Consider the following 25,632-nt stretch of genomic DNA (forward strand, 5'->3'; position numbering starts at 1 on the left):
TTAGTATGGCTGAAGGTGTGCCTAAATATATTGCTGTTCGCGATAATTTGCGTGTTCGCATTGACGCTATGGAAGCAAATGAACAGCTGCCTCCAGAAATTGAATTGTGCAAACAGTACAATGTTAGTCGCATTACGTTGAGGCATGCTGTAGGCACGCTTATTGCAGAAGGCTTGTTAGTGCGTGAGCAGGGTAGGGGAACATTCCGTGCGCCTGAAATTATAAGTACTCACAATAAAGTGTTTATTTCGGATCGTGCGCAAGGTTTTTACGAGCAAAATTATTCAAGCGACTCTGTTATTACAATAAAAGTTTTAGAAAATGACGTTGTTCATGATGAAGATGCTGCTTTGCGCTTAGGTTTAAAGCCAGAGGATGAGATTATTTGCCTAAAGCGTTTGCGATACGTAGACGGAGTGCTTTCGCGTTACAGCGTACTGTATTTATCTGCTTCGCGTTTTCCAAAAGTGTTAACTCATGATTTTTCAGAAGAATCTTTATCTGATTTCTTGAATAAAGCATATGCTGTTGAGCTTGTTGAAAGCGAAGTGTCAGTTTATGTAGAAAGACTGTGTGACAGACTTGCTGTAATACTTGATCTTAAAGATGGCACTCCTGCAATTGCAGCTAAATCAACAGTAAAAGATAAGTTTGGTACGATTATTGCTTTTGGTGCTGCTATATATACGCCAAATTCTGGTGAGATTACTTTCCACTTGCACGCAAATTCGTAAATTTTGCATTGTGTGAGCATGAAGTTTTGTAATTGCCTGTAGAATTTTCTGCAGGCAATTTTCGTATAAGTTATTTGTGCTTGCTTTTCAGTTTTAGGTTTTCTAGTTTTAGGTTTTCTAGTCTACTGGTTTGCGGGTTGTTTTGAAAAACAAAAAAGTCTTGCCGATTTCTCAGCAAGACTTATTTCGTGTCCGGAGCGGGACTTGAACCCGCACGCCTGTACAAATAGGCACTAGCACCTCAAGCTAGCGCGTCTACCATTCCGCCACCCGGACAGGTGTTTTAGACAACAGATAAGACTATAACATCTTTTTTGAGTCTTTGCTTCGGCGTGTTGAAAAATTTATGCTTTTTTGTTCGAGTAAAGCATAAATTGCTTTATATCTGCCTTATATTAAGCCATTTTTCGCCGCAAAATTTCCGTCGCTACTTGGTTGAAAATCAACAATATTAATCTGTTTATTTGTTGTATTTCCCTCTAAATCAACGAATGAATGCTGTGGAATAGTGGAAGTGTCATGGTTCGGGTAGTCTCTTCTAAAGAATGATCCGCGTGACTCATGTCTACAAAGCGATGCCTTTAATACTGCTTGTGCAAGCGTTGACATATTGCTTATTTCCCATATTGCTGTAAGTTCTTGATTAAAAATTAAATCTTTGCTATGAAGCTTTAAATTTTTTATTTTCGGAAGTAATGACGCGTGAATTTCTTGTAAAGCTGAGTTAAGTGACTTTTTATCACAAGATATTGCAGCAGCTTTTTCCATAATTGTTCCAAGTTCTGAAAATAGTGCATAAGGATTATTTTCTTCGCTTGTATCCGCAGAGTTACTTAGGGTATTTATATTATTTTCGATACCATCTTGCTCAGAATTATCTTCTTTAGTAAGCGTTTTAATCTCAAAATTTTTTTGATTATATAATTTTTCTAGTTCTGTGCATGTTTTGTTGCGCTCACTGTTTTTGTTGCAATCGCAGTTTTCGTAGAATTTGGATTTGCTGTCAGAAATAATATCGTTAAGTTCTTTTGCCATTGCAACGCCAGCGCGTTTTCCAAAAACGCAAGCGTCAAGCAGGGAATTTCCTCCCAAGCGATTAGCTCCATGAACTCCAACACAAGAGCATTCGCCGGCTGCGTATAATCCTTGAATAATAGTTTGCTTATTGTTGTACCACTTGTAAACTTCGCCATTTAAAGTAATAGGTATTCCTCCCATTGTGTAGTGCGCTGTTGGGCGAATAGGAACTAAGTCTTTAGAAGGGTCAATGTTAGCATATTGTTCTATTGTTTCGCTAACTTGTGGCAAAACTTCTTTCATGCGTTCTTTGCCAATATTTGTCATATCTAGCCAAATGCAATCGCATTTTGAGTCAGTATTACAATCGCTTGTAGTGTCTTTAACACCGCGGCCTTCTAGAATTTCATTTTCAATAGCTCGAGAAACAATATCTCGCGGGGCTAAATCTTTATGAACTGAATCATAATTCTTCATAAATGATTCGCCATTGGAATTTTTTAATACTCCACCTTCTGCTCGAGCTGCTTCAGAAAGTAGCATTCCGGTATGTCCAAGACCAGTAGGGTGGAATTGTATAAACTCGCAATCTTCAATCTGCAATCCTGCTTTCAAAGCTAATGACATTCCGTCGCCTGTTAAATCCCAAGAGTTTGATGTTGTAGAAAATAATCTTCCAGCGCCGCCTGTAGCAATAAGAACTAACTTTGAACGCATAGAACGCAATTTGCCTTTGGTAAGATCAAAAGCTACAATGCCTTCAACTTTTTGTGTTTCTTGATCTATAGCAATATCTGTAACATATAAATCTTCAATAAAAGAGATGTTTGCAGCAACGCATTTTTGCCAAAGACTATACAAAATTTGATGACCAATCCTATCTGCAGCAAAAGCAGCACGTGCAACTGGTTGCTTACCAAAATTGGCAGTATGACCGCCGAAACGACGTTGGTTAATATGGCCATCTTTTGTGCGAGAAAATGCTACGCCATCATGTTCAAGCTGAATAACTGTTTCCGCAGCCTCTTTTGCAAGCAATTTAGCTGCATCCTGGTCGCTTAACCAATCTCCACCATGAACAGTGTCATAATAATGCCACTGCCAAGTATCGTGTTCAACATTTCCTAGGCTTGCAGCGATTCCACCTTCTGCTGATCCTGTATGAGATCTTAAAGAAGGTATTTTAGAAATCACTTTTATTGAAGGAGATTTTCCTTGTTTTTTCAATGACTTGTATTCGCAAGATTGAACAAACCCAAGTGCTGCAGACAGTCCTGCTGCTCCGGCTCCAATAATAATTGCATCGTAGTATTCGCTTGATTGCATACTCTTATTTTCTCATAAGCATGGTCTTGTGGAATGCGTGTTACGCCACTTTTTGTTGCTTTATAACAAAATCTTCATTTTTTCTAAATATAGTTCCTTCCAACTCTAAAAGTGCAATTGCTCCAGAAACTTCTGCAATAGATGGAATGGTGCCTAATTCTTCTTTCTCGTATGAAAGCTTGATAATTTCATAAATGCTATCAATGTTTGCATTTTCACGTTTGCGCTTACATGTAAGAATCGCATTAATAATATGCTGTTGTATTTCAGTATAATTTTCTGATTCATTTGAATTTAATACTTGCTCTTCCTGAATATTGTAAGTTTTATCGCTATTGTCAGAGTTGTTAAAATAGTTGCTTTCTGCTGTTATTTTACTACTAGCAGTTTTATTCAAAGCTCTCGCTATGTAATGGTGAGATTGTGGGAAAAGAATATCAACATCTTGTTGACTGCATACCATTATTGCTTGTGAATCGTGAATAATTTTATTGCATCCAGCATTATGCGGTCGATTTATATCTCCTGGAATCGCATACAACTCGCGGTTTAAGTCTGTGGCCCATGTTGCAGTATTCAAAGCTCCTGATTGTAGTCTTGCTTGTGCTACAAGAACTTTTGAAGATAATGCTGCAATAATTCTATTTCGTAGTAGGAATCTGTGCCCAACTGGAGTAGTGTCGGGGCACAATTCGCTTATGCAGGCACCGCCTTTTTCTATAATTTCATCAAAAAGCTGAGAATTGCTTTGTGGACCCATATGGTTCAATCCGCCTGCAAAAACTGCAATTGTTCTTCCGATTGGTTTGTTTTCTCCTGCATCTGTTTGAGCGTCAATTGCGCCCCAGTGGGCTGCTGCATCAATTCCATAAGCGCCGCCAGAAATAATAGTATGCCCTTTTGAAGCGCAGTCGTAAGCAAAACGATACGCTAATTCTCTTCCGTAATCTGTGCAAGATCTAGATCCTACAATTGCAAGCGGATTATGGCATTGAATAAGTGCTTGAGGGTTTCCAATACCCCACAGGCATAATGGTGGAGAAAAGTGGCTTTGAAAAGCCAGATCTTGTAATTGCTTTGGCCAATACTTACTGTGAGGTGCAATAATCCACTGCTTTCCTGAATTAGTGAACCATTTACATAATGCGTTTGGCTCCCAAGTTGGTAGATGTGTTAGTCTAACGCACCATTTTGCGAGAGTGCGGTGTAGTGCTTCTAAAGTTTGTGTATTGTTGTTGTCTCTGTATCCCCATGACTTTAATCCCTTATTAAAATAAGATTCTAAAGTTGTTATTGAGTGGTGTTTGCTTATGTGCTTCCACATAGTAGATGTTAACCGTTGGCTTTTGCTGCGCTTGTCTTTAGATAAGCTAATATTATCCGCGTTTTCTTTAATAGCTTCTTCAATATTTTCTTGGGCTGTTTCATAGCTAGTTTCTTCACTAATAATAGGAAGTTGCATTTGTTGAGCAGAAGATTCTTGCTGTTGGGCTAGGAAACTTTTAACAATAGGATGCAGCAGTTTTACAATATCGTTAGCATGCTGCGCTCCAAGTAAAAGCGTGTACATAATGGCGTCTGCTCCTTCTAAGCAGAACGTTAGTATTGCGCGAGAAAGTGTTTCCTCGTCAATTTCAATAACATTATCAATGCTATTTTCGCAATTTTTATTATTTACATTATTAAGATTGCTCATATTCGTGTCCTTAAACTAATAGCCTGAGCCATGTCTGTCATGTCTGGGGAACTGTGCCCAGAAAGATCTGCTAACGTCCAAGCAAGTCGCAACGCTCTGTCTGCTCCTCTTAAACTTAATTGGTGTTTTTCTAATGCTCGATTAATAAGCCCAACAGCCTGTTTAGAAGTGTATTTTCGAAGCCATGTTCCGGAAGCTTGTGCATTGCAATCCCAACCTTGCTTGCTGAAACGAGTTCTAGCTACTTGACGTGCTTCTGTTACATTATTGCGCATCATTTCACTTGTAAGAGTTGTGCTCGCTTCTTTATTTGGTCCGTGAACTTGATTGTTTTGGTTTGGTATAACAATTCTTTCCACAGGTGGAACATCCATTTGAATATCAATACGATCAAGAATAGGTCCAGAAAGTCTAGAAAAGTATCTAGTGCGTTCTCGCTCTTTGCATGTGCATCGCTCTCCGTTTCCGTATGCGTAGCCGCAAGGACAAGGATTTGCTGCAATAACAAGCTGGAATTTAGCAGGATAAAGCGTAGTTCCTTTTGAGCGCGAAATAGCAATATGTCCGGATTCCAGCGGTTCTCGAAGTGTTTGCAAAACTCTTGGTGAAAATTCTGGAGCTTCGTCCATGAACAGTACTCCGCAGTGTGCGCGAGTTATAATACCAGGTTTTGCAACTCCTGTTCCGCCTCCAATAAGTGAAGCTGCTGAAGCTGTATGATGTGGTGCTTCAAATGGTGGAATGTCACTAATACCGTAGTAGGGTAGTGTGCCACAAAGTGAGCGAATAGATGCAACTTCAAGCTGTTCTTGTTCATTAAGAGGACACATAATGCTTGGTATTCGAGATGCGAGCATGGTTTTTCCGGATCCTGGAGGGCCAATCATCATAACGTGATGCCCTCCGGCTGCAGCAACTTGAAGAGCCCACTTTGTGTGTTCTTGCCCAATAACTTCGCACATGTCTCCAATCTCATATTTTGAATTAACTTGTAATGGTGAGGCACTTTGATCTTCTAATATTTCAGAATGCTCGCTATTTGTATCGTCTTGCCCATTTCGTTCTAAAACTTGCATGTGCTTATAAACTGGGTCTTCTTCAATAAGTTTTAGTGACTCTTCTTGCAAAGTTCCATGCAATTCGGTTACTAAATCATAAATATGATGTATTCCAATAGTCTCAATACCTTCTACTAATTTCGCTTCCGCAAGATTTTCTTTGGGAATAATCATGCGCTTAAAATGCTTCTTATTTGCGTAAAGAGCAATAGGAAGCATTCCTTGTATTGGAAGCACTGTTCCGTCAAGATTTAGTTCTCCTAAAATAACGGTATTTTCAAGTTCAGAAAGTGGAATATATTTTTCGGCGCTTAAAATACTTGCTGCAATAGCAAGATCGTATGAAGATCCACTTTTAGGCATTGAAGCAGGAGACAAGTTTACTGTTACTCTACCTTCTGGCCATTTGCAGTGTAAAGCATGATGAGCTGACTTTACTCGTTCTCTAGCTTCGCTTAGAGAAGTGTCTGGAAGTCCTATTATTGAAAAGTTTGGCATACTTCCAGACATAAATACTTGAAGTTTAATTGTAAAAGCTTTAAGTCCAATAAGTCCAACTGATAATGCGTTTCCAATACTCATTAAAATGCTCCTGGAATATGTGTGAATTGAATATTGCTGTTGTTGTCTATTTCTTCTAGCGCTTGAATCATGCATGCAGAATCTCTATACGTGTATTTGTTTATAACAAGAATTGATACTGCATCAAAACGAATACGGTATCTGGGTATGTCAGTGCCGAATTTTTCTATCCACTGCATGCCTGCTTTACGTAATTTATTACGTTTATCTTGGTTGATTGCTTCAAGCGGTGTGCCATATTGGACGCTTCGTCTAGTTTTGACTTCTACGAAAACTAATTTTTGTTCCGGTGTAATCATCACTAAATCTAATTCTCCTTGACGCGAATGCCAGTTTCTGTCAATAACGTGCCAACCTTGTTGCATTAGTCGCAAAGCTGCGTATGTTTCGCCAAGTTTTCCCAACTCTTTACTTTCAAGAGAATCATCTTGAAGCTCATTGGACACTTGTTCAAGTTTTTCTTGTAAAAATACTTGAGCAGTCTCAGCGTCGTCAATCTCGTCAAACGATATAATTTCATCGTCAATAATGTGTTTTTGTGTAATCATGCTGCTATTTTCTGTGCTTATTGAGCAGCAATCCAGATTTTTTAAGTATTGTGGATAAAAGCTATATACGGCGTGTTGTATTAGGAATTCAGTATATTTTCTGTATTTTTCTAAAACAAATTCGCTATTTTTTGCAAACTGTTAATTCGTTATAGCTAATTTTGATAACCGTAGGTATGTACTAATTAACCATACTGGCATATTGTCGTTATCACTTAAATAAAAATTTAAACAGAAAACAGAAAAGTAAGTGGATGCACAAAGCAAGCTGAAGCAAACTAATCTACTGTTTAAAAAGTTGAAAAACTGGAGGGGTATTATGAGCGCTACTGAAGAATTGCAAGGAAAGTATCATTTTGAAACATTGCAATTGCATGTTGGCCAAGAGCAGGCGGATCCGGCAACTGATTCTCGTGCAGTTCCTATTTATCAAACAACAAGCTACGTATTCCATGATTTTGATCATGCTGCAGCTCGTTTTGATTTGCGTGACGCTGGAAACATTTATGGTCGTTTAACGAATTCTACTCAAGATGTTTTTGAGCGCAGAATTGCGGCTCTCGAAGGTGGAACTGCTGCTTTGGCTGTTGCTTCTGGTGCTGCGGCTGTTGACTATGCGGTTCGCAATATTACGCAGCAGGGCGATCACATCGTGTCTTCAAAGAATGTGTATGGCGGCACTTATAACCTGCTTCGTCACACTCTTCCTCGAGATGGTGTAACAACCACTTTTGTTGATCCTAAGAATCCTCAAAACTTCGAGGATGCAATTCAACCAAATACAAAGCTCGTATACTTTGAAACTTTTGGTAATCCTAATGCTGATTTGCCTGATTTTGAAGCTATCTCAGAGATTGCGCATCGTCACAACATTCCTGTTTTTGTTGACAATACTTTCGCAACTCCATATCTTTTCCGTCCGCTTGAGCATGGTGCAGATATTGTAGTTGAGTCTGCTACGAAATTTATTGGCGGCCACGGCGCAACTCTTGGTGGCATTATTGTTGAAGGCGGCAATTTTGATTGGGCTAAAGTTCCTGGAAAATTCCCAACTCTTACTGAAGCTGACCCTAGCTATCATGGTTTGAACTTCTATGAAGCTTTAGGATCTGTGGCTTTTGTGACTCGTATTCGTGCGATTATTTTGCGCGATACTGGCGCTTGCATTAGCCCGTTTGCTGCGTTCTTGCTTTTGCAAGGCACGGAAACTTTGAGCTTGCGAGTTGAACGTCACGTTGAAAACGCGTTGAAGGTTGTGAAATATTTGCAAACTGTGCCAGAAGTTGAATCTGTAAGTCATCCTTCTATTGAAGGTCGTTCTGATCACGAGCTTTATAAGCGTTACTTCCCGAACGGCGGCGGCTCTATTTTCACGTTTGATATTAAAGGTGGAAGGGATGCAGCTCGCGTATTTATTGACAATTTACAGCTTTTCTCATTGCTTGCAAATGTTGCTGACGTGAAGTCATTGGTTATTCATCCTGCATCTACTACGCACTCTCAGGAAACTCCTGAAGAATTGGAAGATCAGGGCATTCATGAGGGAACTATTCGCTTGTCTATTGGAACTGAGCATATTGACGATATTCTTGCCGATTTGCAGCGCGGATTTGACGCTGTTCGTAAAGCAGGTCTTGCTTAAATAGAAAAGAGAAAGTAAAGCAAAAGTTATTAATTAAAAATATTCCTGGAGATCCATTACCATTTTATTCGGAACGCATATTGTATTTGTATGCGCTCCGATTTTTTATACATTCTGTAAATTTGTGCATCATACTTTAGGATGAGACGCTAATTTTTTCTAAATAATTTCCGCCTTACGCACGATAGTAATCAGCTGTATTTTTCCGTAAATTTAAGTATTAGCAGTAGATAACTATGCGATTACTACTTTTTAAGAAAAGGAGCAGTTATGAACAACCGTTACGAAACAAGTTCATACGAGCAAGAAAATGCTTTAGATTTTAGAGCAGATTTTAACCAAAACTTGATTGGTGAAACAGCGGTTGCAGCTTTGCATGTTGTTAAAGATTTTGGCAAGGGTGCAGGAATTGTTCACGCTTTGCGAGATGTAAGCGTAAGTTTTGAGCGCGGCAAGTTTACGGCGATTATGGGTCCTTCTGGTTCTGGAAAGTCAACTTTAATGCATTCCTTGGCTGGTCTTGACAGTGTTAATTCTGGAAAAGTTTTGGTTGATGGCCTTGATATTACAGGCATGAGCGATAAGCAGCTTACACTTATGCGTCGCGAAATGGTTGGGTTTATTTTCCAAAGTTTTAATCTTCTTCCAATGTTTAGCGCTGAGCAAAATATTCTCATGCCTCTTACTTTGGCGGGCAAAAAGCCAGATAAGCAATGGTTTAATACTTTGGTTAATACTCTTGGCTTGCAAAATCGCTTAAAGCATAGGCCTGCTGAGCTTTCTGGCGGTCAGCGACAACGCGTTGCAATCGCTCGAGCTTTAATATCTAAGCCTTCCGTAGTTTTTGCGGATGAGCCTACCGGTAATCTCGACTCTGCTTCCAGCTCAGAAGTTTTGCATTTTTTGAAGAAGTCTGTAACGGAGCTTGGTCAAACTGTGATTATGGTTACGCATGACGCTGTTGCAGCCTCTTACGCGGATCGAGCAATTGTGTTTGCAGATGGTCAAATCGTTGAAGACGTACAAAATCCTACTGCAGAAGGCATGAGCAAGATGCTTATGGAACGCAGCGAGGCTGGTATTAATAATCAGTCTGCTCAATTGCAATAAAAGGTGGTGAAGTTAGAATGTGGAAAATCGCACTAAAACTTATGCGTAAAAGCGTGCGCATGCTAATCGCCTCTGGAATTGCAATTCTTATAGGCAGCATGTTTATGAGCGCTACTTTGCTTTTTGTAAATAGTGTTGACGACTTGATGGTTCGCAATGCAACAGAAGAATTTAGTAGTGCAAATTATGCAATCTCATCTAAAGGTTCTAACAATTCTCCGAGTGGTGCAATTCATTATAAGGATCTTCATTTAGACAAAATATCGAAGATGCCTGGTGTCAACGGTATTCGTAGTGACGATGCGACTGCGCTTGTAAGAGTGGAAAAAGGTGATAAATCAGCTACGAGTATTGCTTGGTCTAGTGGTTTGTATGGAAATCTTCCTGTGTATAAATCAACAGAAGGTAGGGAACCGCAAAAAATAGGCGAAATTACGCTTATTAAAAGTATTGCTAAATCAATAAATGCAAACGTTGGCGATACTATAACTTTGGTTAAAGTAGATGACACTGGCGGAGATAAAGAAAAATCGTACGATGTTCGTGTGGTTGGTCTTGTAGACGATGGAGAACATTCTCAAATACCAGTTTCAAATCGCGGCACGTATCTTGGTGGCGTAACGAATGATTTTTGTGCAAAACTCAAAAATCTTAAGAATTTTGACAATCAAGTTGTGCAAAGCAAAGTATACATGAGTATTGATGAATCTAAAATAAACGATTTATCTCCTAAGATTAGCTCTTTGCTTCCAGAGCAATTTTCTCTTATGTCTAGGCACGAAGTTGGTGTAAGAGCTGTTCGAAATGTGTCTAACGGCACTAATTTTGTAACCATGTTCTTGCTATCTTTTGGTATTCTAGCGTTGCTTATTTCTTCGCTTGTTATAGCAAACACATTCCAAGTGTTGGTTGCTCAACGCAGACGCACTCTTGCACTTTTGCGCGTAATTGGCGCACAGTCACACCAGCTTTATGCGGCAGTTTTGCTTGAAGCTGCAATACTTGGAGTTATTTCTGCGTGCGTTGGTGTGCTTTGCGCAATCGGATTTATGGGCGCAATTAGTAACGTGAATATTAATTCTGGACCATTATCTAAGATTCCTTTGATTGTTTCGCTTCCAGCGGTTGTGTGGCCAATAGTAATTGGCGTAATTGTAACGGTTCTTGCATCTATGAGTGCTGCTCGATCTGCTACAAAAGTAACGCCTATGGAAGCGTTGCGACCAATGGATTTGATTAAAGATAAGCGCGCAAGCATTATTCGTGCTGTTTTTGGCGTGATATTTATTGTTGCAGGTATTTTAGCTACGGCTTTAAGTGCTACTTCTTTAGCAAGCATGATTGCGGTACAGTCGCCTAATGCTGGTTCTGACTCTTGGATGACTTTGCTTGGAGCAGTTTTTGGATGTGCGCTTGTTTTTATTGGCATTATTATTACAGCAACATTCTGGATGCCGTTTGCTATGAAGCTAACTGGAGCAATCATGGCACTTTGTGGGCCTGCATCTAAAGTTGCTAACGCAAATGTGCAACGTAACCCTAGAAGAGTTGCGGCAACTGGAACGGCTTTACTTATTGGTGTAACGCTTGTTTCCACAGTAGTAACTGGCGCAATATGTGGTAAAGCAACTCTTAAGGGTGTTGTTGACGATAGATATAGTGTTGACATTATTGTTCAAGGCAAGAATGTTAATGAATCTCTAGCTGCTGATATTTCAAAGATTAGTGGAGTAAAGCATACTGAGTTGCTTCCTGCAGTTCCTATGACTTTTAAGAACGCTAAGGGCAAAACTGAGTACACTATGGTAGCTGGAGTTGATAATGTAAATCAGCTTAAAAATGTAATGCACACTGATCTTTCTGGCGTTAATATAAACAAAGATTCTGTGCTTTTGCCTAAGTTTAATGAAGAAGGCGGAGAACCTTTTGACCTTAAAAAAGGAAACCTTAATCTACAAGCTTACGTAGAAAATTACAGTTCTGGTGAAACAGATGGCAAAAATATTACGCCATTTACTGGCATGAATACAGACCCTACTAATAACAATAAGAGCATTACTGTAAAGCAAGTTCAGTTTAAGAAGTATCGAAATATTGGTGTGTATTCAAATAATACTGCTTTCGTGAGCAAATCCTACTTCAATAAATACCTTAACCCTACAACGCATATGCTGCTTATTTTGGTAGACTCCAGCAAAGCTAATCTTGTAGATATTGCTAAAAACATTCAAAATGTTACATCTAGCTATGCGGAGGTTATGGCTACTGGAAGTGTGTTCGAACGAGCAAAGTGGGAGAGTGCTATCAATTCAATAATGATGGTGCTTGTTGGCTTAATAGCAGTAGCTGTTGTGATTGCTTTAATAGGCGTTGCAAACACATTAAGCTTGTCTGTTATTGAGCGCACTAAAGAATCTGCAACTTTGCGCGCAATCGGTATGACAAGAGGCCAGGTTAGAAGATCTCTTGCGTTGGAAGCAACGTTGATTTCCTTAACAAGCACTGTTTGCGGCTTGATTGTTGGAACAGCGTTTGGATGGGTTGGATCTTACATGGTGTTTAGCATAATTGGCAATGTTCCGTTTGTAGTTGATTGGAATATTTACGCGATTCTTGCTCTAATCGCTTTGCTTGCAGCTCTTCTTTCTAGCGTGCTTCCAGCTCGTAGAGCAGTGAAGTCTTCGCCAGTAGTTGCGCTCGCAGAGGACTAAATTTCGCAAAAACTATATGTAAAACGATAGTTTTTAGAAGTTAGGTTGCAGAAAATAAAGATAATGCCGGTGTGTAAATTTTACGTGCCGGCATTATCTTTTTCTTAAGCGTTTTCGACACGCAGAAAAAATTTGTAATATTATTATTATTTTTTTATTAAAATGTGTGAATAATTATGCGAAGATTATAATATTATGTATAGAAATAGCATTTTTTATTAAAGATATTCAAAAATAATACGATTATTATTCATAATAACAAGTTTTGCAGGAAATTTTCCGAATAAATAGTGTTGAAAATGTATTTATTTCTTTGTTATGCTCAAGAATGACTGCTGACATAAGTTAGACATGAAGGCCGCTACGAGCAAGGAGTAGAAAAATATGGTAACGGTCAAGAAAAAATCTGCCGCAGCAATTGCAGGAATCTTATTGTTAATGCAAAGCCCAATGCCAGCGTGGGCGCAAGAAGCTGCTGATGAAGTACAGAATGTACAAGCTCAAACAGAGGTGACTGCAAAAGCATCTACTGAAGAAGCAATTGAAAAAGCTGAAAATCAAGTTCGCGAATTAGAAGCTCAGATTGAACAGTATAAGAAAAAAGTTGCAGAATTTGACGATCTTTTAAATAAAATCGATGAGGCTGAAAAAGCATTTGAAAACGTTAAGAAAAATAATGAAAAGGAACTTTTAGAAGCTCAAAATGCACTTAAAATGGATTCCGAAGCTGCAAAAGCAAAGGTTGTGGAATTTGAAAAATCCAAAAAAGAAAAAGATAATGAGCTTATTGGATTAAAAGCAGCGTATGAATCTTTAAAAGATCAATATGATAATGCAAAATTAGCTCTTGATACTTTGCAAGGTGACGAAGAAGAAAAAAGTCAAACAAAAGAAAGAGCTGCAGCTAACATAAAGCAGTATGAATCACAGATTTCAAATCTTCACAAAGAAGTAGATTCTCTTAATGAATCTATTGCAAGCGATTCTGCTCAAGTTAAAGAGTATGATACAAAAATCGCTGAATTAGAATCCGCATTAGAAAAAGCTGATCCAAACGATGGAAGTAATTTTTATTCTATAGCGGAGCAGTTTAGAAAAGTCTCTAATGATCAAGTTTCGCTTAGCAGAAAAATAGAAGAAAATAAGAAATCTGTTTCTACTAAAGAAAAAACTGTGAAAGAATTAGAAGTTCTTTTCCAGAGTGCAAAGAAAGAATTTGAAAAAGCAAGTGAAGAACTTCGAAAAATTAAAGATCAAATTGATGAGTCTAAAAAAGATGTAGCCAAAAAGCTTGAAGCTTCTAATACTAAAGATTCTGAAGTAAAAAAAGCAGAGTCTGAGATAAAGCTTATTGGTAATATTATTGAAAACTATAAGTTAGTTGACAACAAAAAGGAATTAGACAAAAAAATTAAATCATTAAATAGTGGTATTGAGGGCGCTAAAGCGTTTAAAAAGAATCAGTCCGATGAAAGAACTGAAAAAAGTGATTTAAAGAAGCAAGCTGAAAATTCTTTGAAGGATGCAGAAAAGAATCTTGAGGAAGCTAAAGCTAAAGTTACTATCCTCAAAGCTCAATTAGAACAGGAAAAAGCTCAAAAGAATCAGCAAAATGGTAGCAGCTCTGCTGGTAATAATGATGCCAAGCAATCAGGAAAACAGACTGCTCCTATTGCTCCAGCACCTCCAGTAGCATCTGTTCCGAAAGTAACTGCTCCAGTTCCTGCAGTACCTGAAGCTAAGATTCCAGCGCCGTCTGTTAAAGCTCCAGCTATGCCACCTGCTTCTGTTGTCCCTGCGGCCCCAGTAGTGCCAGCAGTTCAAGTTGAAGATAATTCAACATCTGTAGCACCTTCAGCTCCTGCAGCAAATCCTACTGTTGCAAATACTCAGAAGGCAGTAACTCCAGTTGCTGAAGTAACTAAGAATGTTTCTTCTGCAGACGCATCTAAGGCTCCAGCTGTTGCTAATGTTCCAGCTGCTGTGGCTCCGTCGAACAATATTTCGCAAGCAGATAAGTCAACTGAATCTCAGGTTTCAGAAGAAAACTCTACGAAGTTTGAAGATAATAATGGTGAAACTGAGGAAGTTGAAGAAAAAACTCCTGTTGAAAGCAAGAAACCACAAGCTCAAGCTAGTGCTACAAGTGAAAACAAATCTTCAGGAAATGTACTTGGAAAAATAGCTATTGGCGTTGTTGGAACGTTAGCAGTTGCAGGAACTGCTGCAGCAGGCGTAACATTTATGCGTCCTCGTCGCCTACCGAAAGCATAAATTAAGAAGCTACTAGGTATGTTGATAATTTAAATTTGCGGCTATTTGTGCATTGTGCATTATGCATTAATAGCCGCATTTTTATATGTTTTGGGTATTTTACGGCTTAACTAAGCTATTTTCATAAGCAAAAACTACAGCTTGAACTCGGTCTCTAGCATTGATTTTTCCTAAAATATGCGCAACATGCGTTTTGACTGTAGGCAAGCTAATAAATAGTTTGCTAGCAATTTCCTGATTTGAAAGCCCGTGAGCAATTTCTATGAGCACCTCGCGCTCACGGTCAGTAAGTTCTGGAATAGCAGAATTTTCGTACGAGCAGCTTTGTGTTGCTGGTGCAGCAGAATTTGCTTGTGCAGCGTAACTCGAAACGCTGTTTACTTTAATATTTGTTGCTACTTTGCCTTGCTGAATCATATTTTCGATCAAACGTTTAGTAGCGGTCGGAGCAATAATTGCGTTTCCTTGATACACAGTTCGTATGGAATTAAGCAAAGTTTCTGGCTCTGTATCTTTAAGCAAAAATCCGGAAGCACCAGCATGAATTGCAGCCATAACATATTCGTCTAAATCAAAAGTTGTCAGAATAATAATTCGAGTATTTTCGTTAGTTTTTTGCTGCAGAATCTTGCGAGTTGCTTCCAAACCGTCCATTATAGGCATGCGAACGTCCATAAGAATAATGTCTGGATTTTGGCTTTTAGAAAGCTCCACAATTTGTGATCCGTTAGAAGCCTGAGATACAACGTGCATATCTTGCTGCGAATTTATTACCATCGCAAATCCTGCTCGCACAAGCTCCTGATCGTCTGCTATTGCGACTCGAATTACTTCATTGTTTTCCATATATTCCATAGTATCAACTTACTATTGCTTATTTAATGCGTTGTGTTGAATTTGCTCATCTAGTGGGGCAGCAGGGCGAATAGCAATCTCAGCTATATTTGCACCTTTATTTGCTGAATTAACGCTCGAACCTGTTTCTCGCAAAATTCCAAGCAATTTTCGCAAATATTTTAGTGCCGAACGCCCCTCGTCACTAATATTTTTAAAGGCTTTACTAATTGCTTCACTTTGCTCTTGTGGTTTCTCCGTTTCTGTTGACTCTGTATTTTCTGCATTACTATTTGTTTTTTCGTATTTATTTAGCATATCAATTCCGCTATTTGCGGCATCGATTACTTTATGCAATGTAATAGCAACTTTTTGCTGAATATTTGAGCTAAGTCGTTGCCTTTCTGCGTTAGCTGCAAGCACTTCTAGCTGTTTTTGCTCTTGCTCAAGTTCTGTTCTGCGCGCTTTTAGAAGCAGCAAATTATTGTCATCATTTCTGCGGTAATAAGCAAACGCAATAACTGTAAAACAAATTATTGCAACTATGAAACCAAAAACTAATCCAACGGACGCAAATTGCATAAAGTCATAAAAATTGGTTGTGGCAATATTTGATGTAAAGAATCGTATTGGAGTTTCAGTTTGTGGAATATTTTTTGATGAAATACCAATTTTTACGGCGAAAATAGCAGATTCGGCAAGCACTACTGCGCTAACCCATTGCCATGCGCGTTTTTTACCGTAGAGCACAGCAGCGTAAATAATATTTGGTATGAAAAAATTAGCGAATAAAATATTCGGCAAGAGTATAAGCTGTATTGCAGAAAATACTGCTGCAACAATTGCGCATGCGGTTGGAGCTTTTCTGCGAAACATGAATGGCACCATGGTTGTAAGAGTAAATACTTTATAAAGTATTTGTAATGAAAGCGAGTTGGAATATTGTGAAGACATTCCAACTCCAACAATAAAATCGTAGGTTGGCAGAAAGAGCATCATAACAACCCAAGGTGATGCATAAATAATGTCTCCAATAAGCCAATGTTGTTCAAACCATTGTGATACTTTCTCAATCCTATTTTTTGAAGTATTTGCTTCTGGTAAAACGTATGGCAAAACGTTTGTCGAAACTTCCGATGATGTTGAAACGTTTGCATTTTCCGGTTTTGTTTGTGCTTCTGCTTGATTATTAACTTTTGCATTATGAGTAACGTTATAAATACTATTTAATACAGAAGCAGTACTGTTTGACTCGTCTGTGCTGTAAGAATATGGAATGAAAGCAACAATACTAAACGTTCCATCATTCATTTTTCCATAATCAAGCGTTCCGTGAAGATTTTCAATTCGCTCTTTCATGCCAATCAAACCATAACCGTTTTTATGTGGCGCACCGCTATTTTGCGTTTGGTTAGCTTCGATTTTGTGTATTTCATTTGTAATTTTTAGTGTTAAGCCTTGGTCCTTCCACTGTTCGTGAATGTTTATTTTAATGCCATCTCCTGCGTGCTTTCGAATATTAGTAAGAGACTCCTGAACAACGCGGTATGCAACGGTTTGTGCGTCCGCGTTAAGCCTATTTTGAGAATTCATGCCATCAACAGTGTGCCAAAAAATATTTTTAGGAGATGCAATCTTTGCTTGCTCAATAAGAGAAGGCACATGATTGAAGTCCAATTGACCCGATGGAGCATCAGTTAAAGCTTCTAGAAGTCGGCGCATGTCGTGAACGGCGCGCTCGGCTTCGTTTTTAATAATATGCATTGTTTTTTTAGCAAGCGAAATATCTTTGGTTGCTGCATAACGACCACCATCTGCTTGCACAATAATAATAGAAAGCGTGTGGGCAACAATATCGTGCATGTCTCTGGCAATTCTTGCGCGTTCTGCAGTAACAGCAATATGCTGAGCTTTCTTTCTGTACGCGCGAATAGCATTATTGTGATCTTGTAAAAGTTGAATAGTATGCACGTGAGTGCGCTGCCAGTAGCCAATAATAACCGTAATAGTGGTAATAATAATCGCAAAAATTATGGAAGGAATCGCAAAATCAAGTATATTCGAAACGCAATTTTTTATGTTACTACTATTTATATTTCGTACACTGCAAGTATAACTAGATTTCGAATGATTATTGCCATATATTGGTCCCATTACAGCATTCCACGATATTAATGCGCAAGATAATACGGTTGTTACGTAAGATGCAATAACAAAAGCTTTTGAATGCTCCGGATTTCCTCGCGCAATAGCGTTAACAAGCAGTACGAAACCAAAGAAATCAGCAAAAAGTTGAATAGGACCAAAGATTACTTGCATAATGCAAATAACAATAAAAGTAATAGCTGCATGTTCAGGCCATAGTTTTCGTACTGAAAGTAGTAATGCAACAACAATATTTATAAGTATTAATGCAATTAAAGAACTTTGTGTCAAAAAGCCATCAACATTGCTTATAACATAGCGATTGCTTGAAAGAATAAAAAGAACGAATGGAATAATGAACCATAATATGTCGTTTAATGTGAGCTCTTTTCGTAAGCGTTGAATAACACTTTGAAACATATTAGGTACTTTCATAATTACTAGGCTAGTGCATAGTACTTTATAGAACAATCGAACTTGAGTATGATTTATAAGTAGAGTGTGTGATTGATAGTTGCAATGTAGCACGCAAATAAAGAAATATAGAATGGAAAGGAATACACATGGCATTACTTAATACTTATTATGTTCCTGGATTGCATGTTGAAGAGCGTGCGATTGACGTTCCGCTTGATTGGGAAGGAAACACTCCTGGTGGAGCTATTAAAGGCGAAACGATTCGACTGTTCTGTAGAGTTGTTTGTGCTCCTGAGCATGTGCATGACGATTTGCCGTTGCTTGTGTTCTTGCAAGGCGGCCCTGGTGGGCAGTGTCCGCGACCACTTTCGCCTTCTAGTGATGGTTGGATTCAAGAGGCTATTAAGCATTTTCGTGTAGTCTTGCCAGATCAGCGTGGTGTTGGGCGTTCTTCAAGAGTGGATGCTTCAACTATGAAGCGTATGGCAGATGATGGCGTAAGTGTTGAGAGACAAGCCTGGTATTTGAAGCGTTTCCTGGCTGATTCTATTATTCGCGATTTTGAACATTTGCGTCTTACTGAATTTGATGCTAAACCGTGGGTGTCTTTAGGGCAAAGTTACGGCGGATTCTTAACGCTTACGTATTTGTCGCTTTTCCCGCAAGGATTGATTGCAAGCTTCACAACTGGCGGCATTCCTCATGTTCCTGCAAATGCGCGTGAAGTCTATGAGCATACTTTTCCTCGTATGGCGCGTAAAACGGAGCAATTCTATGAGCGTTATCCGCAGGATGTTGCTCGTGCTGCTGCTATTGCAGATCGTATTGCGCAGGGTGATGTTGTGCTTCCAAATGGCGAGAAGCTTACGGTTGAGCGATTCCAAATGTTGGGTTCTTCCTTCGGCATGAAGCCAAGTTTTGAGCGAGTGCACTGGCTACTTGATTCTGCGTTTGCAGATGGTGATGGTTCTTTGAAAGCGTTTAAGCACGGTGGTGGAGCTTCTGCTGGAAGTTTAAGCGACGAGTTTGTGTACGGTGTAATGGATTCAACGGCTTCAAGCCCGCTTTATTGGCCGCTGCAAGAATTTATTTATGCTGACGGTGAATTAGAGCACCCAATTTTGTGGGCAGCTCAGCAGGTTAGGGAAACAATGCCAGAGTTTTCTGGTTCTGCACGTCCGCTTCTTTTTACGGGCGAAGCTATGTTTCCTTGGATGTTTGATCAAGAAAAAGCTTTGCAGCCATTCTTGCCAGCAGTTGACTGCTTAATGAGCGACAAGCAGTTTGGCAAGATCTACGATCAAGATCAACTTGCTAATAACGAAGTTCCATTACAGTCTGCAGTCTACTTTGATGACATGTATGTTGATTCTGGTCTTCAGCTTGACACGCTTTCTCGTATTGCAAACTCCCATTATTGGACAACAAATGAATTTGAGCATGATGGTTTGCATGGAGATGTAGTATTCCGTCATCTTTTTGATGAGGCTTTAAATCGTGGTGATTTAGAGGGAATTTACAAGCGCTAATAAGCTCTGTAAGTTTTAAATTTTGCGTGTTTGTATCGTTTAATAGAGCACTATTTGATATGCTATACATCTGTTTGAGTAATAATTGCGTCATAAATAGTGCTTTATTTATGAAATGCACCAAAGGGGATTATGAATGAGTAGTGGAACATTCGGTACTGTTGGATTTATTGGTTACGGCAATATGGCACAAGCAATTGCTAAAGGTGCTGTAAATGCAGGCGTATTGCAAGGTGAAAATATTGTTGCATGTGCTCGTAATTTTGAAAAACTTGAGCGTAACACTTCGCTTATTGGCGCTCGCGCTATGCGCACTGCTAAAGAAGTATGTGAAGCAAGTGACGTAATTATTGTTGCTGTAAAACCTTATCAGATTTCTGAAGTTCTTAAACCTATTGCTGGTCTTATTGATGAACGCGGTACAGCTATTATTTCTGTTGCAGCCGGCTGGAATCTTGAGCGATACAAGGATTTGCTGGGCAATAATGTTCATGTGCAATGCATTATTCCTAATACTCCTATTTCGGTAGGTCAAGGAGTTACTTTAGCTGAGTCGAATAACACTCTAACTGACGCACAGCTTTCTATGTTTAATGCTTTATTTGATCCAATTTCTTTAGTAGAGCGTGTGTCTGGCGAAAATATGAATATTGCAATGTGTATTTCTAGCTGTGCTCCAGCTTTTACAGCAATGTACATGGAAGCTTTGGGAGATGCTGGAGTGAAGTACGGCTTGCAACGAGATTGTGCTTACCGTTTGGCTGCAAAAATGATAGAAGGAGTAGGCGCGTTATATATGAACGAGCGTACTCATCCAGGGATTATGAAAGATGCAGTGTGCTCTCCTGGAGGAACCACTATTCGAGGCGTTGCGCAGTTAGAATCTCGCGGATTTAGGGGAGATGTAATTTCTGCCGTGGATGCTATCGAAAATATAAAGTAAATAAAATCAAGTTGTGTCGGCTTTCCCGACGCTGGTCTAAACTAGGTGAATATGTCTTTAACTATTGGAATTGTTGGATTGCCAAACGTGGGCAAATCCACTATGTTTAATGCTTTAACTCGCAATAACGTTTTGGCGGAGAATTATCCGTTCGCAACTATTGAACCAAATACTGGTATTGTTCCGCTTCCGGATCGTAGACTTCCAGTGCTTGCAAAATTAGTTAATACCGAAAAGATTGTTCCAGCAACAGTTACTTTTGTTGATATTGCAGGCATTGTTAAGGGTGCTTCCGAGGGCGAAGGTTTGGGCAATAAGTTCCTTGCTAATATTCGCGAAGCAGACGCAATTTGCGAAGTTGTACGTGCTTTCAACGACGACGATATTGTGCATGTGAACGGCAAAGTGGATCCTGCTGACGATATTGACACTATTAATACTGAGCTTATTCTTGCCGATATGCAAACTATTGAAAATGCTCTTCCAAAGTTGGAAAAGGATTTGCGTGGCAAGAAAGTCACTCAAGAATATGTTGATGCCGTGAATAAAGCTAAGGAAATTCTTGCTTCTGGCAAGACTATTGACCAGGCTCATAACGAAAAGCTTATTGATAAAAACGACGTGTACGATTTGCACTTGCTCACTGCTAAGCCATTTATTTACGTATTTAACGTGGATGATTCGGAGTTAGCTGACGAAGATTTAAAGTCTAAACTTTCTGCATCTGTCGCTCCTGCAAAAGCAATCTTCTTGAATGCTCAGTTTGAGTCTGAACTTACAGAGCTTGACGAATCTGACGCTCGTGAAATGCTTGAGGATGCTGGTTTGAAGGAATCTGGTTTGGATCAGCTTGCGCGTGTGGGATTCGATATTTTAGGTCTTCAAACTTATTTAACCGCTGGTGTTAAGGAAGTTCACGCTTGGCAGATTCATAAAGGCTGGACCGCTCCTCAAGCTGCAGGCGTTATTCACACTGATTTTGAGCGCGGATTTATTAAAGCAGAAATCGTATCTTACGATGATTTCGTGGCTGCTGACGGTTCTATGGCAAAAATTAAGGAAGAAGGCAAGCTTCGCCTTGAAGGCCGAGACTACGTTATGCAAGATGGAGATATTGTTGAATTTAAATTCAACGTGTGATATTTCTGCGAATTAAGCGAAATTTTGTTTTTCAAGCGTTGCTACTAGTAGTTTGCTGTTAAACTATTAGTAGCAACTTTTTTATTTTTATAACCGGAGATAGTGATGCAATTTATTCGTGACTTTGTTAGTGATATACGCAAATGTGCGCGATTTTTTGCAAAAATGCGCAGATGGTGGATTCGTAGTTCGAAAACTATGCGCTATATATCTGCGAGCATACTTGCAATGTTGATAGTAATTTTCCTGTTATTTGTTGGTTTTGAAACGTCAAATGTACTTTCTACTACGTATCAATACGGTGTGCAAGCACGGAAAAATGCGCTTATTGAAAAGAATAAAAATAATTGCGTCGGTAGTGAAAATAACAGTAATAGAAGAAATATAAATAATAATATAAATAATACTTCTAAAAATAAGTATTATAAGTATTGCAATAAAAGTTCTTTAAAAAAGACTAATGGTAAATCTGATTTTTGGAAGTATCCTACAGGTGGAGCATATCCTAATCTTACGGGAATAAAGGTTTCTGACTTACATATTGATGTAAATCTTAAAAAGCAGCGAGTATACATTATTGCTAAAGGTAAAACTGTTTATTCAATGATTATGAGTTCTGGTATAAAAGACTCTACTCCTCATGGTGATTATCATATTGATGGTATGCGCAACAAGCATTTTTACAATCAGAATGAAAAAGTTGGCGCTGACTATTGGGTAGGTTTTATTGATGCAGAATACTTGTTCCACTCTGTGCCAACTAACTATAACTTTGGAGAATATATTGCGTCAGAAGGTATGAAGTTAGGAAAGCCTGCGTCTCATGGTTGTGTGCGTTTAAGTGTTGCGGATGCAAAATGGTTCTATGAGAATATTCCTGACGGAACGTCTGTTCATATTGGATAATCTTGCTTGTGCAAAAGCAAGATTTAAGTCTTATTTAATGTAATTGCTTAAATGTTGCAAATAAAAAAGAGGGCCTTCATTTGAAGACCCTCGTATATTTGTTTTTAGCAAACTATTCTTGCAATATTTTGTTTAGAAGAATAGTACTGCAGCCAAACATGCTAATATTACCAAGACAATAGAAGCTAAGAAGCTTGCAAGGAAAGCTGCGCGACCCTGCTTGAAAATAGCCTTGAAGTTAACGTTAATTCCAAGAGCAGCCATTGCCATGCCGAGGAAAACGTATCCTGCTTCTACAAGAGTTAATGCATGATCTGTTATGAAAGGAACGTAAGTTCCAATAACAGATGCTGCAATGAAGCCAAGCATAAACCATGGGAAGCTAATCTTATGCTTTCCACCATTTTCAACTTTGCTATGACGAGCATTCCACCAGATTGCAATAAAGATGGAGGCTGGAACTAACATAAGAACTCGTGAAAGCTTCATTATTGTTGCAGCATTGATGCTAACGGATGCTCCGCCAGCTGCAGTATTGATACTATCGAATGCTCCGCCAGCTGCAACAGCATGTGCGATTTCGTGAAGAGATGCTCCTGAAGCTATTCCAAGCTGCTGCTTAGTCATGCCGAAGTGAGGAAGAATAAAGATTTCAGCAAGAGCGTAAATAGTGCCCATAATTGCAACTGTTGCAACGGCCATAACTTCGTTCTGCTCTTTTTCATCTTCCTCTTCTGGAAGAACTGGCATTGAGCCAGAAAGACCCATAACTGCTGCAGCGCCACAAATACTTGTGCCTCCTGCAGTAAGCATTGCAAGCTGAGGATTTACCTTCAAAAGTTTAGCAATGTTATAAGTTACGAAAACCATTACTGCAACTAACACAGCTGCAATAGGTAGGCACTTAATGCCCTTGGTAAACAAATCATGCAAATTCAGCTTAAAGCCGAGGAGAATAATACCAAGACGAAGAAGTTTGTTTGCAATCAAACCAGCAGCGCTTTTAACGCCTGCTCGTCGTAAATCATTATTCTTTTTGTATGCGTGCAATGGCAGCTGCAGAGCCATGCCAACAAGCAACGCAATAATAAGAGCACCAAGTAATTGGAAACCTGGGTACTGCTTAAGCCAGCTGCCAATAAAGGAAGCTAGAAGTGTCAATACGGCAATAAGAGCCATATCGATGGTGCAGATTTTCTTTTTCCATGTATCAAAGAAATTAACCATTTAGCTCATTATTCTCTCACAATCGGACAAAAACGAACATTAATTAAAGATTTAGTCAGATGTTATAAATATCTTGCAAATTTTAATCAATTTTATAAACATAAGTGAGCGATTATAAACATTCGTTAGTGTTTATTTTGTTCTTTTCGACACACCGATTTTGCTTGATATTTCAACAAAAATAAAAAATAGACTTATGATTTTATACTTATGTTCGACACATATCTTTTTGCGCGTTAGAATTTCTCTTTGGCATATGGGTCGGTGGTGCAATGGAGACCTCCCAGAAGCTGCCATCCCAGCGCTCAACGAGTGCTTGTTTTTTTTTTAACGACACTCGGTTACATACCTCTTGCAGAACTTGTTTTTACGAGGAGAAGAAATGAATTCTTTGTTTACATGGCAGCGTCACGGCGACGGTAAGACTTTGCGCCCAGGCGAAGTAGTTGAGCCAGATGAACGTTTAACTTGGGTTCGTACCGCTGGTATTGGTGCTCAGCATGTTATTGCTATGTTTGGCGCAACATTCTTAGTGCCGATTTTAACGCACTTTGATCCGTCGACTACTTTAATGTTTACGGCTCTTTCCACTGCACTGTTCTTACTTATCAACGTAAATAAGCTTCCTAGTTATTTAGGAAGCTCTTTTGGTCTTATAGCACCTGTTATGGCTGTAGCCGCTGCGCATAAGGGCATTGCTGTAGCAAGCTTTGGTATTATGTGCACAGGTATTCTGCTTGCTCTTATTGGTGTTCTTGTTCATTTTGCGGGCGCTAAGTGGATTGACATTATTATGCCGCCTGTTGTAAACGGTGCAATTGTTGCAATTATTGGTTTTAACTTGGGTCCAGCTGTTTGGGGCAACTTCCAAAAGGCTCCAGATACTGCTTTGGTAACTTTGGTTGCAGTTATGCTCATTGCGGTAATATTCCGCGGCCTTCTTGGGCGATTGAACATTTTGCTCGGTGTTCTTGTTGGCTACGCTTACGCATGCTTCCAGGGTCAAGTTGACTTTAGTAAGATTGAGCAAGCTTCTTGGATTGGTTTCCCTAAGTTCCACACTCCACAAGTAGATTTCTCTGTTCTACTTATGTTCTTGCCAGTTGTTCTCGTTCTTATTGCAGAAAATGTTGGTCACGTTAAGTCTGTAGCTCAAATGACTGGTCGAAATTACGATGACAAGATTGGTACTGCTTTGTTTGCCGACGGTTTAGGCACTGCAATTGCAGGTTGCTTCGGTGGCTGCGGTACAACTACATATGGTGAAAACATTGGTGTTATGGCTGCAACAAAGGTTTACTCAACGGCAGCATACTGGTGTGCGGCAGCATTTGCGTTCATCTTGAGCCTCTGTCCAAAGTTTGGTGCAGTTGTAAACTCCATTCCAGCTGGCGTTTTGGGCGGCGTTACAACTTTGCTTTATGGCATGATTGGCATGATTGGTGTGCGCATTTGGGTAGAAAACAAGGTGAACTTCGACAAGCCAGTGAACATTATGATTGCTGCAATCGTTATGATTATTGGCATTGCTAACTTCCAGTTTGCTGTTTCTGGAGTTCAGTTCAACGGTATTGCAATCGGCACAGTTGTGGTGTTGGTTGTGTATCACGTTATGAAGGCTATTGGTAAGCTTACTGGAACAATCGCTAAAGATGATCCAGATGTTGCTTAGCTTAAATGCTTCAATTTGATTTAATTTAATCAATTTAAGCGCGTTCGCTACTTTGTGAGCGCGCTTTTTTGTAATTATTTTTGATTACACAGCAAGTAGATTGGGAATAATTAATATAGTA

At 39.2% G+C, this 25,632-nt stretch carries 17 protein-coding genes and 1 tRNA gene; 10 read left to right on the forward strand and 8 right to left on the reverse strand.

All coding sequences use genetic code 11. From position 1 onward, the window contains the following. Nucleotides 1-5 precede the first annotated feature (5 nt). Nucleotides 6-734, forward strand: coding sequence for a GntR family transcriptional regulator (locus tag CGSMWGV1500E_RS03095; RefSeq protein WP_004128031.1), 729 nt, complete (start codon nt 6-8; stop codon nt 732-734). 189 nt (nt 735-923) lie between these two features. Here the strand turns inward: CGSMWGV1500E_RS03095 and CGSMWGV1500E_RS03090 are convergent. From CGSMWGV1500E_RS03090 to CGSMWGV1500E_RS03070, 5 genes are all read right to left on the reverse strand, one after another. Beyond that, a tRNA-Leu gene (locus CGSMWGV1500E_RS03090) sits at nt 924-1,010 on the reverse strand. A gap of 114 nt (nt 1,011-1,124) precedes the next feature. Then, on the reverse strand, nt 1,125-3,077 hold the full coding sequence (locus CGSMWGV1500E_RS03085; RefSeq protein ID WP_004128034.1) for an FAD-binding protein: 1,953 nt from the start codon (nt 3,075-3,077) through the stop codon (nt 1,125-1,127). Between the two features lie 40 nt (nt 3,078-3,117). Beyond that, entirely contained in the window at nt 3,118-4,773 is a 1,656-nt protein-coding gene (gene dprA / locus CGSMWGV1500E_RS03080) for a DNA-processing protein DprA (protein WP_004128038.1), read from the reverse strand. Beyond that, nucleotides 4,770-6,413, reverse strand: coding sequence for a YifB family Mg chelatase-like AAA ATPase (locus tag CGSMWGV1500E_RS03075; protein WP_004128040.1), 1,644 nt, complete (start codon nt 6,411-6,413; stop codon nt 4,770-4,772). The genes dprA and CGSMWGV1500E_RS03075 overlap by 4 nt, the downstream gene beginning before the upstream one ends. Continuing rightward, the gene (locus CGSMWGV1500E_RS03070; RefSeq protein ID WP_004128042.1) at nt 6,413-6,961 is read right to left on the reverse strand and encodes a YraN family protein; all 549 of its coding nucleotides are present in this window, start codon (nt 6,959-6,961) and stop codon (nt 6,413-6,415) included. Before CGSMWGV1500E_RS03070 ends, CGSMWGV1500E_RS03075 begins: the two co-directional genes overlap by 1 nt. A 319-nt stretch (nt 6,962-7,280) precedes the next feature. Between CGSMWGV1500E_RS03070 and CGSMWGV1500E_RS03065 the strand changes: the two genes are divergently transcribed. The 4 genes from CGSMWGV1500E_RS03065 to CGSMWGV1500E_RS03050 all read left to right on the forward strand — a co-directional run bounded on the left by CGSMWGV1500E_RS03065 (nt 7,281) and on the right by CGSMWGV1500E_RS03050 (nt 14,698). Beyond that, nucleotides 7,281-8,603, forward strand: a complete 1,323-nt coding sequence (locus CGSMWGV1500E_RS03065) for an O-acetylhomoserine aminocarboxypropyltransferase/cysteine synthase family protein (RefSeq protein WP_004128043.1) — start codon at nt 7,281-7,283, stop codon at nt 8,601-8,603. Between the two features lie 270 nt (nt 8,604-8,873). Further along, nucleotides 8,874-9,713 carry an ABC transporter ATP-binding protein gene (locus tag CGSMWGV1500E_RS03060; RefSeq protein WP_004128044.1) on the forward strand — a complete coding sequence of 280 codons (840 nt, stop codon included), beginning with the start codon at nt 8,874-8,876 and terminating at the stop codon, nt 9,711-9,713. 17 nt (nt 9,714-9,730) lie between these two features. Further along, nucleotides 9,731-12,424 (forward strand): ABC transporter permease, encoded by a 2,694-nt coding sequence (locus tag CGSMWGV1500E_RS03055; protein ID WP_004128047.1) that lies wholly within the window; start codon nt 9,731-9,733, stop codon nt 12,422-12,424. Nucleotides 12,425-12,808: 384 nt separating this feature from the next. Further along, the gene (locus tag CGSMWGV1500E_RS03050) at nt 12,809-14,698 is read left to right on the forward strand and encodes a hypothetical protein (protein WP_004128050.1); all 1,890 of its coding nucleotides are present in this window, start codon (nt 12,809-12,811) and stop codon (nt 14,696-14,698) included. A gap of 99 nt (nt 14,699-14,797) precedes the next feature. Here CGSMWGV1500E_RS03050 and CGSMWGV1500E_RS03045 read toward each other — a convergent pair whose 3' ends face one another. Together CGSMWGV1500E_RS03045 and CGSMWGV1500E_RS03040 are read right to left on the reverse strand one after the other, a co-directional pair. Then, nucleotides 14,798-15,553 carry a response regulator gene (locus CGSMWGV1500E_RS03045; protein ID WP_032843488.1) on the reverse strand — a complete coding sequence of 252 codons (756 nt, stop codon included), beginning with the start codon at nt 15,551-15,553 and terminating at the stop codon, nt 14,798-14,800. 12 nt (nt 15,554-15,565) lie between these two features. Then, a complete protein-coding gene (locus CGSMWGV1500E_RS03040; protein WP_032843491.1) occupies nt 15,566-18,112 on the reverse strand; it encodes a sensor histidine kinase in 2,547 nt (848 codons plus the stop codon). A gap of 128 nt (nt 18,113-18,240) precedes the next feature. Between CGSMWGV1500E_RS03040 and CGSMWGV1500E_RS03035 the strand changes: the two genes are divergently transcribed. From CGSMWGV1500E_RS03035 to CGSMWGV1500E_RS03020, 4 genes are all read left to right on the forward strand, one after another. Next, complete coding sequence (locus CGSMWGV1500E_RS03035) at nt 18,241-19,623, forward strand: alpha/beta fold hydrolase (protein WP_004128061.1); 1,383 nt, start codon at nt 18,241-18,243, stop codon at nt 19,621-19,623. Nucleotides 19,624-19,759: 136 nt separating this feature from the next. After that, nucleotides 19,760-20,566 carry a pyrroline-5-carboxylate reductase gene (gene proC / locus CGSMWGV1500E_RS03030; protein WP_004128063.1) on the forward strand — a complete coding sequence of 269 codons (807 nt, stop codon included), beginning with the start codon at nt 19,760-19,762 and terminating at the stop codon, nt 20,564-20,566. A gap of 51 nt (nt 20,567-20,617) precedes the next feature. Then, a complete protein-coding gene (gene ychF / locus CGSMWGV1500E_RS03025) occupies nt 20,618-21,706 on the forward strand; it encodes a redox-regulated ATPase YchF (protein WP_004128066.1) in 1,089 nt (362 codons plus the stop codon). A 228-nt stretch (nt 21,707-21,934) separates the two neighbouring features. Then, a complete protein-coding gene (locus tag CGSMWGV1500E_RS03020) occupies nt 21,935-22,612 on the forward strand; it encodes a L,D-transpeptidase (protein ID WP_230455184.1) in 678 nt (225 codons plus the stop codon). Between the two features lie 132 nt (nt 22,613-22,744). Here CGSMWGV1500E_RS03020 and CGSMWGV1500E_RS03015 read toward each other — a convergent pair whose 3' ends face one another. Further along, entirely contained in the window at nt 22,745-23,839 is a 1,095-nt protein-coding gene (locus CGSMWGV1500E_RS03015) for a YeiH family protein (RefSeq protein WP_004128071.1), read from the reverse strand. Nucleotides 23,840-24,221: 382 nt separating this feature from the next. Between CGSMWGV1500E_RS03015 and CGSMWGV1500E_RS03010 the strand changes: the two genes are divergently transcribed. Then, on the forward strand, nt 24,222-25,511 hold the full coding sequence (locus tag CGSMWGV1500E_RS03010) for a uracil-xanthine permease family protein (RefSeq protein ID WP_004128073.1): 1,290 nt from the start codon (nt 24,222-24,224) through the stop codon (nt 25,509-25,511). The last annotated feature ends 121 nt before the right edge of the window (nt 25,512-25,632 follow it).

This window comes from Gardnerella vaginalis 1500E (assembly GCF_000263595.1).
In the GTDB taxonomy this organism is placed as follows: Bacteria; Actinomycetota; Actinomycetes; order Actinomycetales; family Bifidobacteriaceae; genus Bifidobacterium; species Bifidobacterium vaginale_E.

Coding starts and splice junctions, on each gene's coding strand:
- CGSMWGV1500E_RS03095 (WP_004128031.1), top strand. CDS start 6: ATGGCTGAAGGTGTGCCTAAATATATTGCTGTTCGCGATAATTTGCGT.
- CGSMWGV1500E_RS03085 (WP_004128034.1), bottom strand. CDS start 3,077: ATGCAATCAAGCGAATACTACGATGCAATTATTATTGGAGCCGGAGCA.
- dprA (WP_004128038.1), bottom strand. CDS start 4,773: ATGAGCAATCTTAATAATGTAAATAATAAAAATTGCGAAAATAGCATT.
- CGSMWGV1500E_RS03075 (WP_004128040.1), bottom strand. CDS start 6,413: ATGAGTATTGGAAACGCATTATCAGTTGGACTTATTGGACTTAAAGCT.
- CGSMWGV1500E_RS03070 (WP_004128042.1), bottom strand. CDS start 6,961: ATGATTACACAAAAACACATTATTGACGATGAAATTATATCGTTTGAC.
- CGSMWGV1500E_RS03065 (WP_004128043.1), top strand. CDS start 7,281: ATGAGCGCTACTGAAGAATTGCAAGGAAAGTATCATTTTGAAACATTG.
- CGSMWGV1500E_RS03060 (WP_004128044.1), top strand. CDS start 8,874: ATGAACAACCGTTACGAAACAAGTTCATACGAGCAAGAAAATGCTTTA.
- CGSMWGV1500E_RS03055 (WP_004128047.1), top strand. CDS start 9,731: ATGTGGAAAATCGCACTAAAACTTATGCGTAAAAGCGTGCGCATGCTA.
- CGSMWGV1500E_RS03050 (WP_004128050.1), top strand. CDS start 12,809: ATGGTAACGGTCAAGAAAAAATCTGCCGCAGCAATTGCAGGAATCTTA.
- CGSMWGV1500E_RS03045 (WP_032843488.1), bottom strand. CDS start 15,553: ATGGAATATATGGAAAACAATGAAGTAATTCGAGTCGCAATAGCAGAC.
- CGSMWGV1500E_RS03040 (WP_032843491.1), bottom strand. CDS start 18,112: ATGAAAGTACCTAATATGTTTCAAAGTGTTATTCAACGCTTACGAAAA.
- CGSMWGV1500E_RS03035 (WP_004128061.1), top strand. CDS start 18,241: ATGGCATTACTTAATACTTATTATGTTCCTGGATTGCATGTTGAAGAG.
- proC (WP_004128063.1), top strand. CDS start 19,760: ATGAGTAGTGGAACATTCGGTACTGTTGGATTTATTGGTTACGGCAAT.
- ychF (WP_004128066.1), top strand. CDS start 20,618: ATGTCTTTAACTATTGGAATTGTTGGATTGCCAAACGTGGGCAAATCC.
- CGSMWGV1500E_RS03020 (WP_230455184.1), top strand. CDS start 21,935: ATGTTGATAGTAATTTTCCTGTTATTTGTTGGTTTTGAAACGTCAAAT.
- CGSMWGV1500E_RS03015 (WP_004128071.1), bottom strand. CDS start 23,839: ATGGTTAATTTCTTTGATACATGGAAAAAGAAAATCTGCACCATCGAT.
- CGSMWGV1500E_RS03010 (WP_004128073.1), top strand. CDS start 24,222: ATGAATTCTTTGTTTACATGGCAGCGTCACGGCGACGGTAAGACTTTG.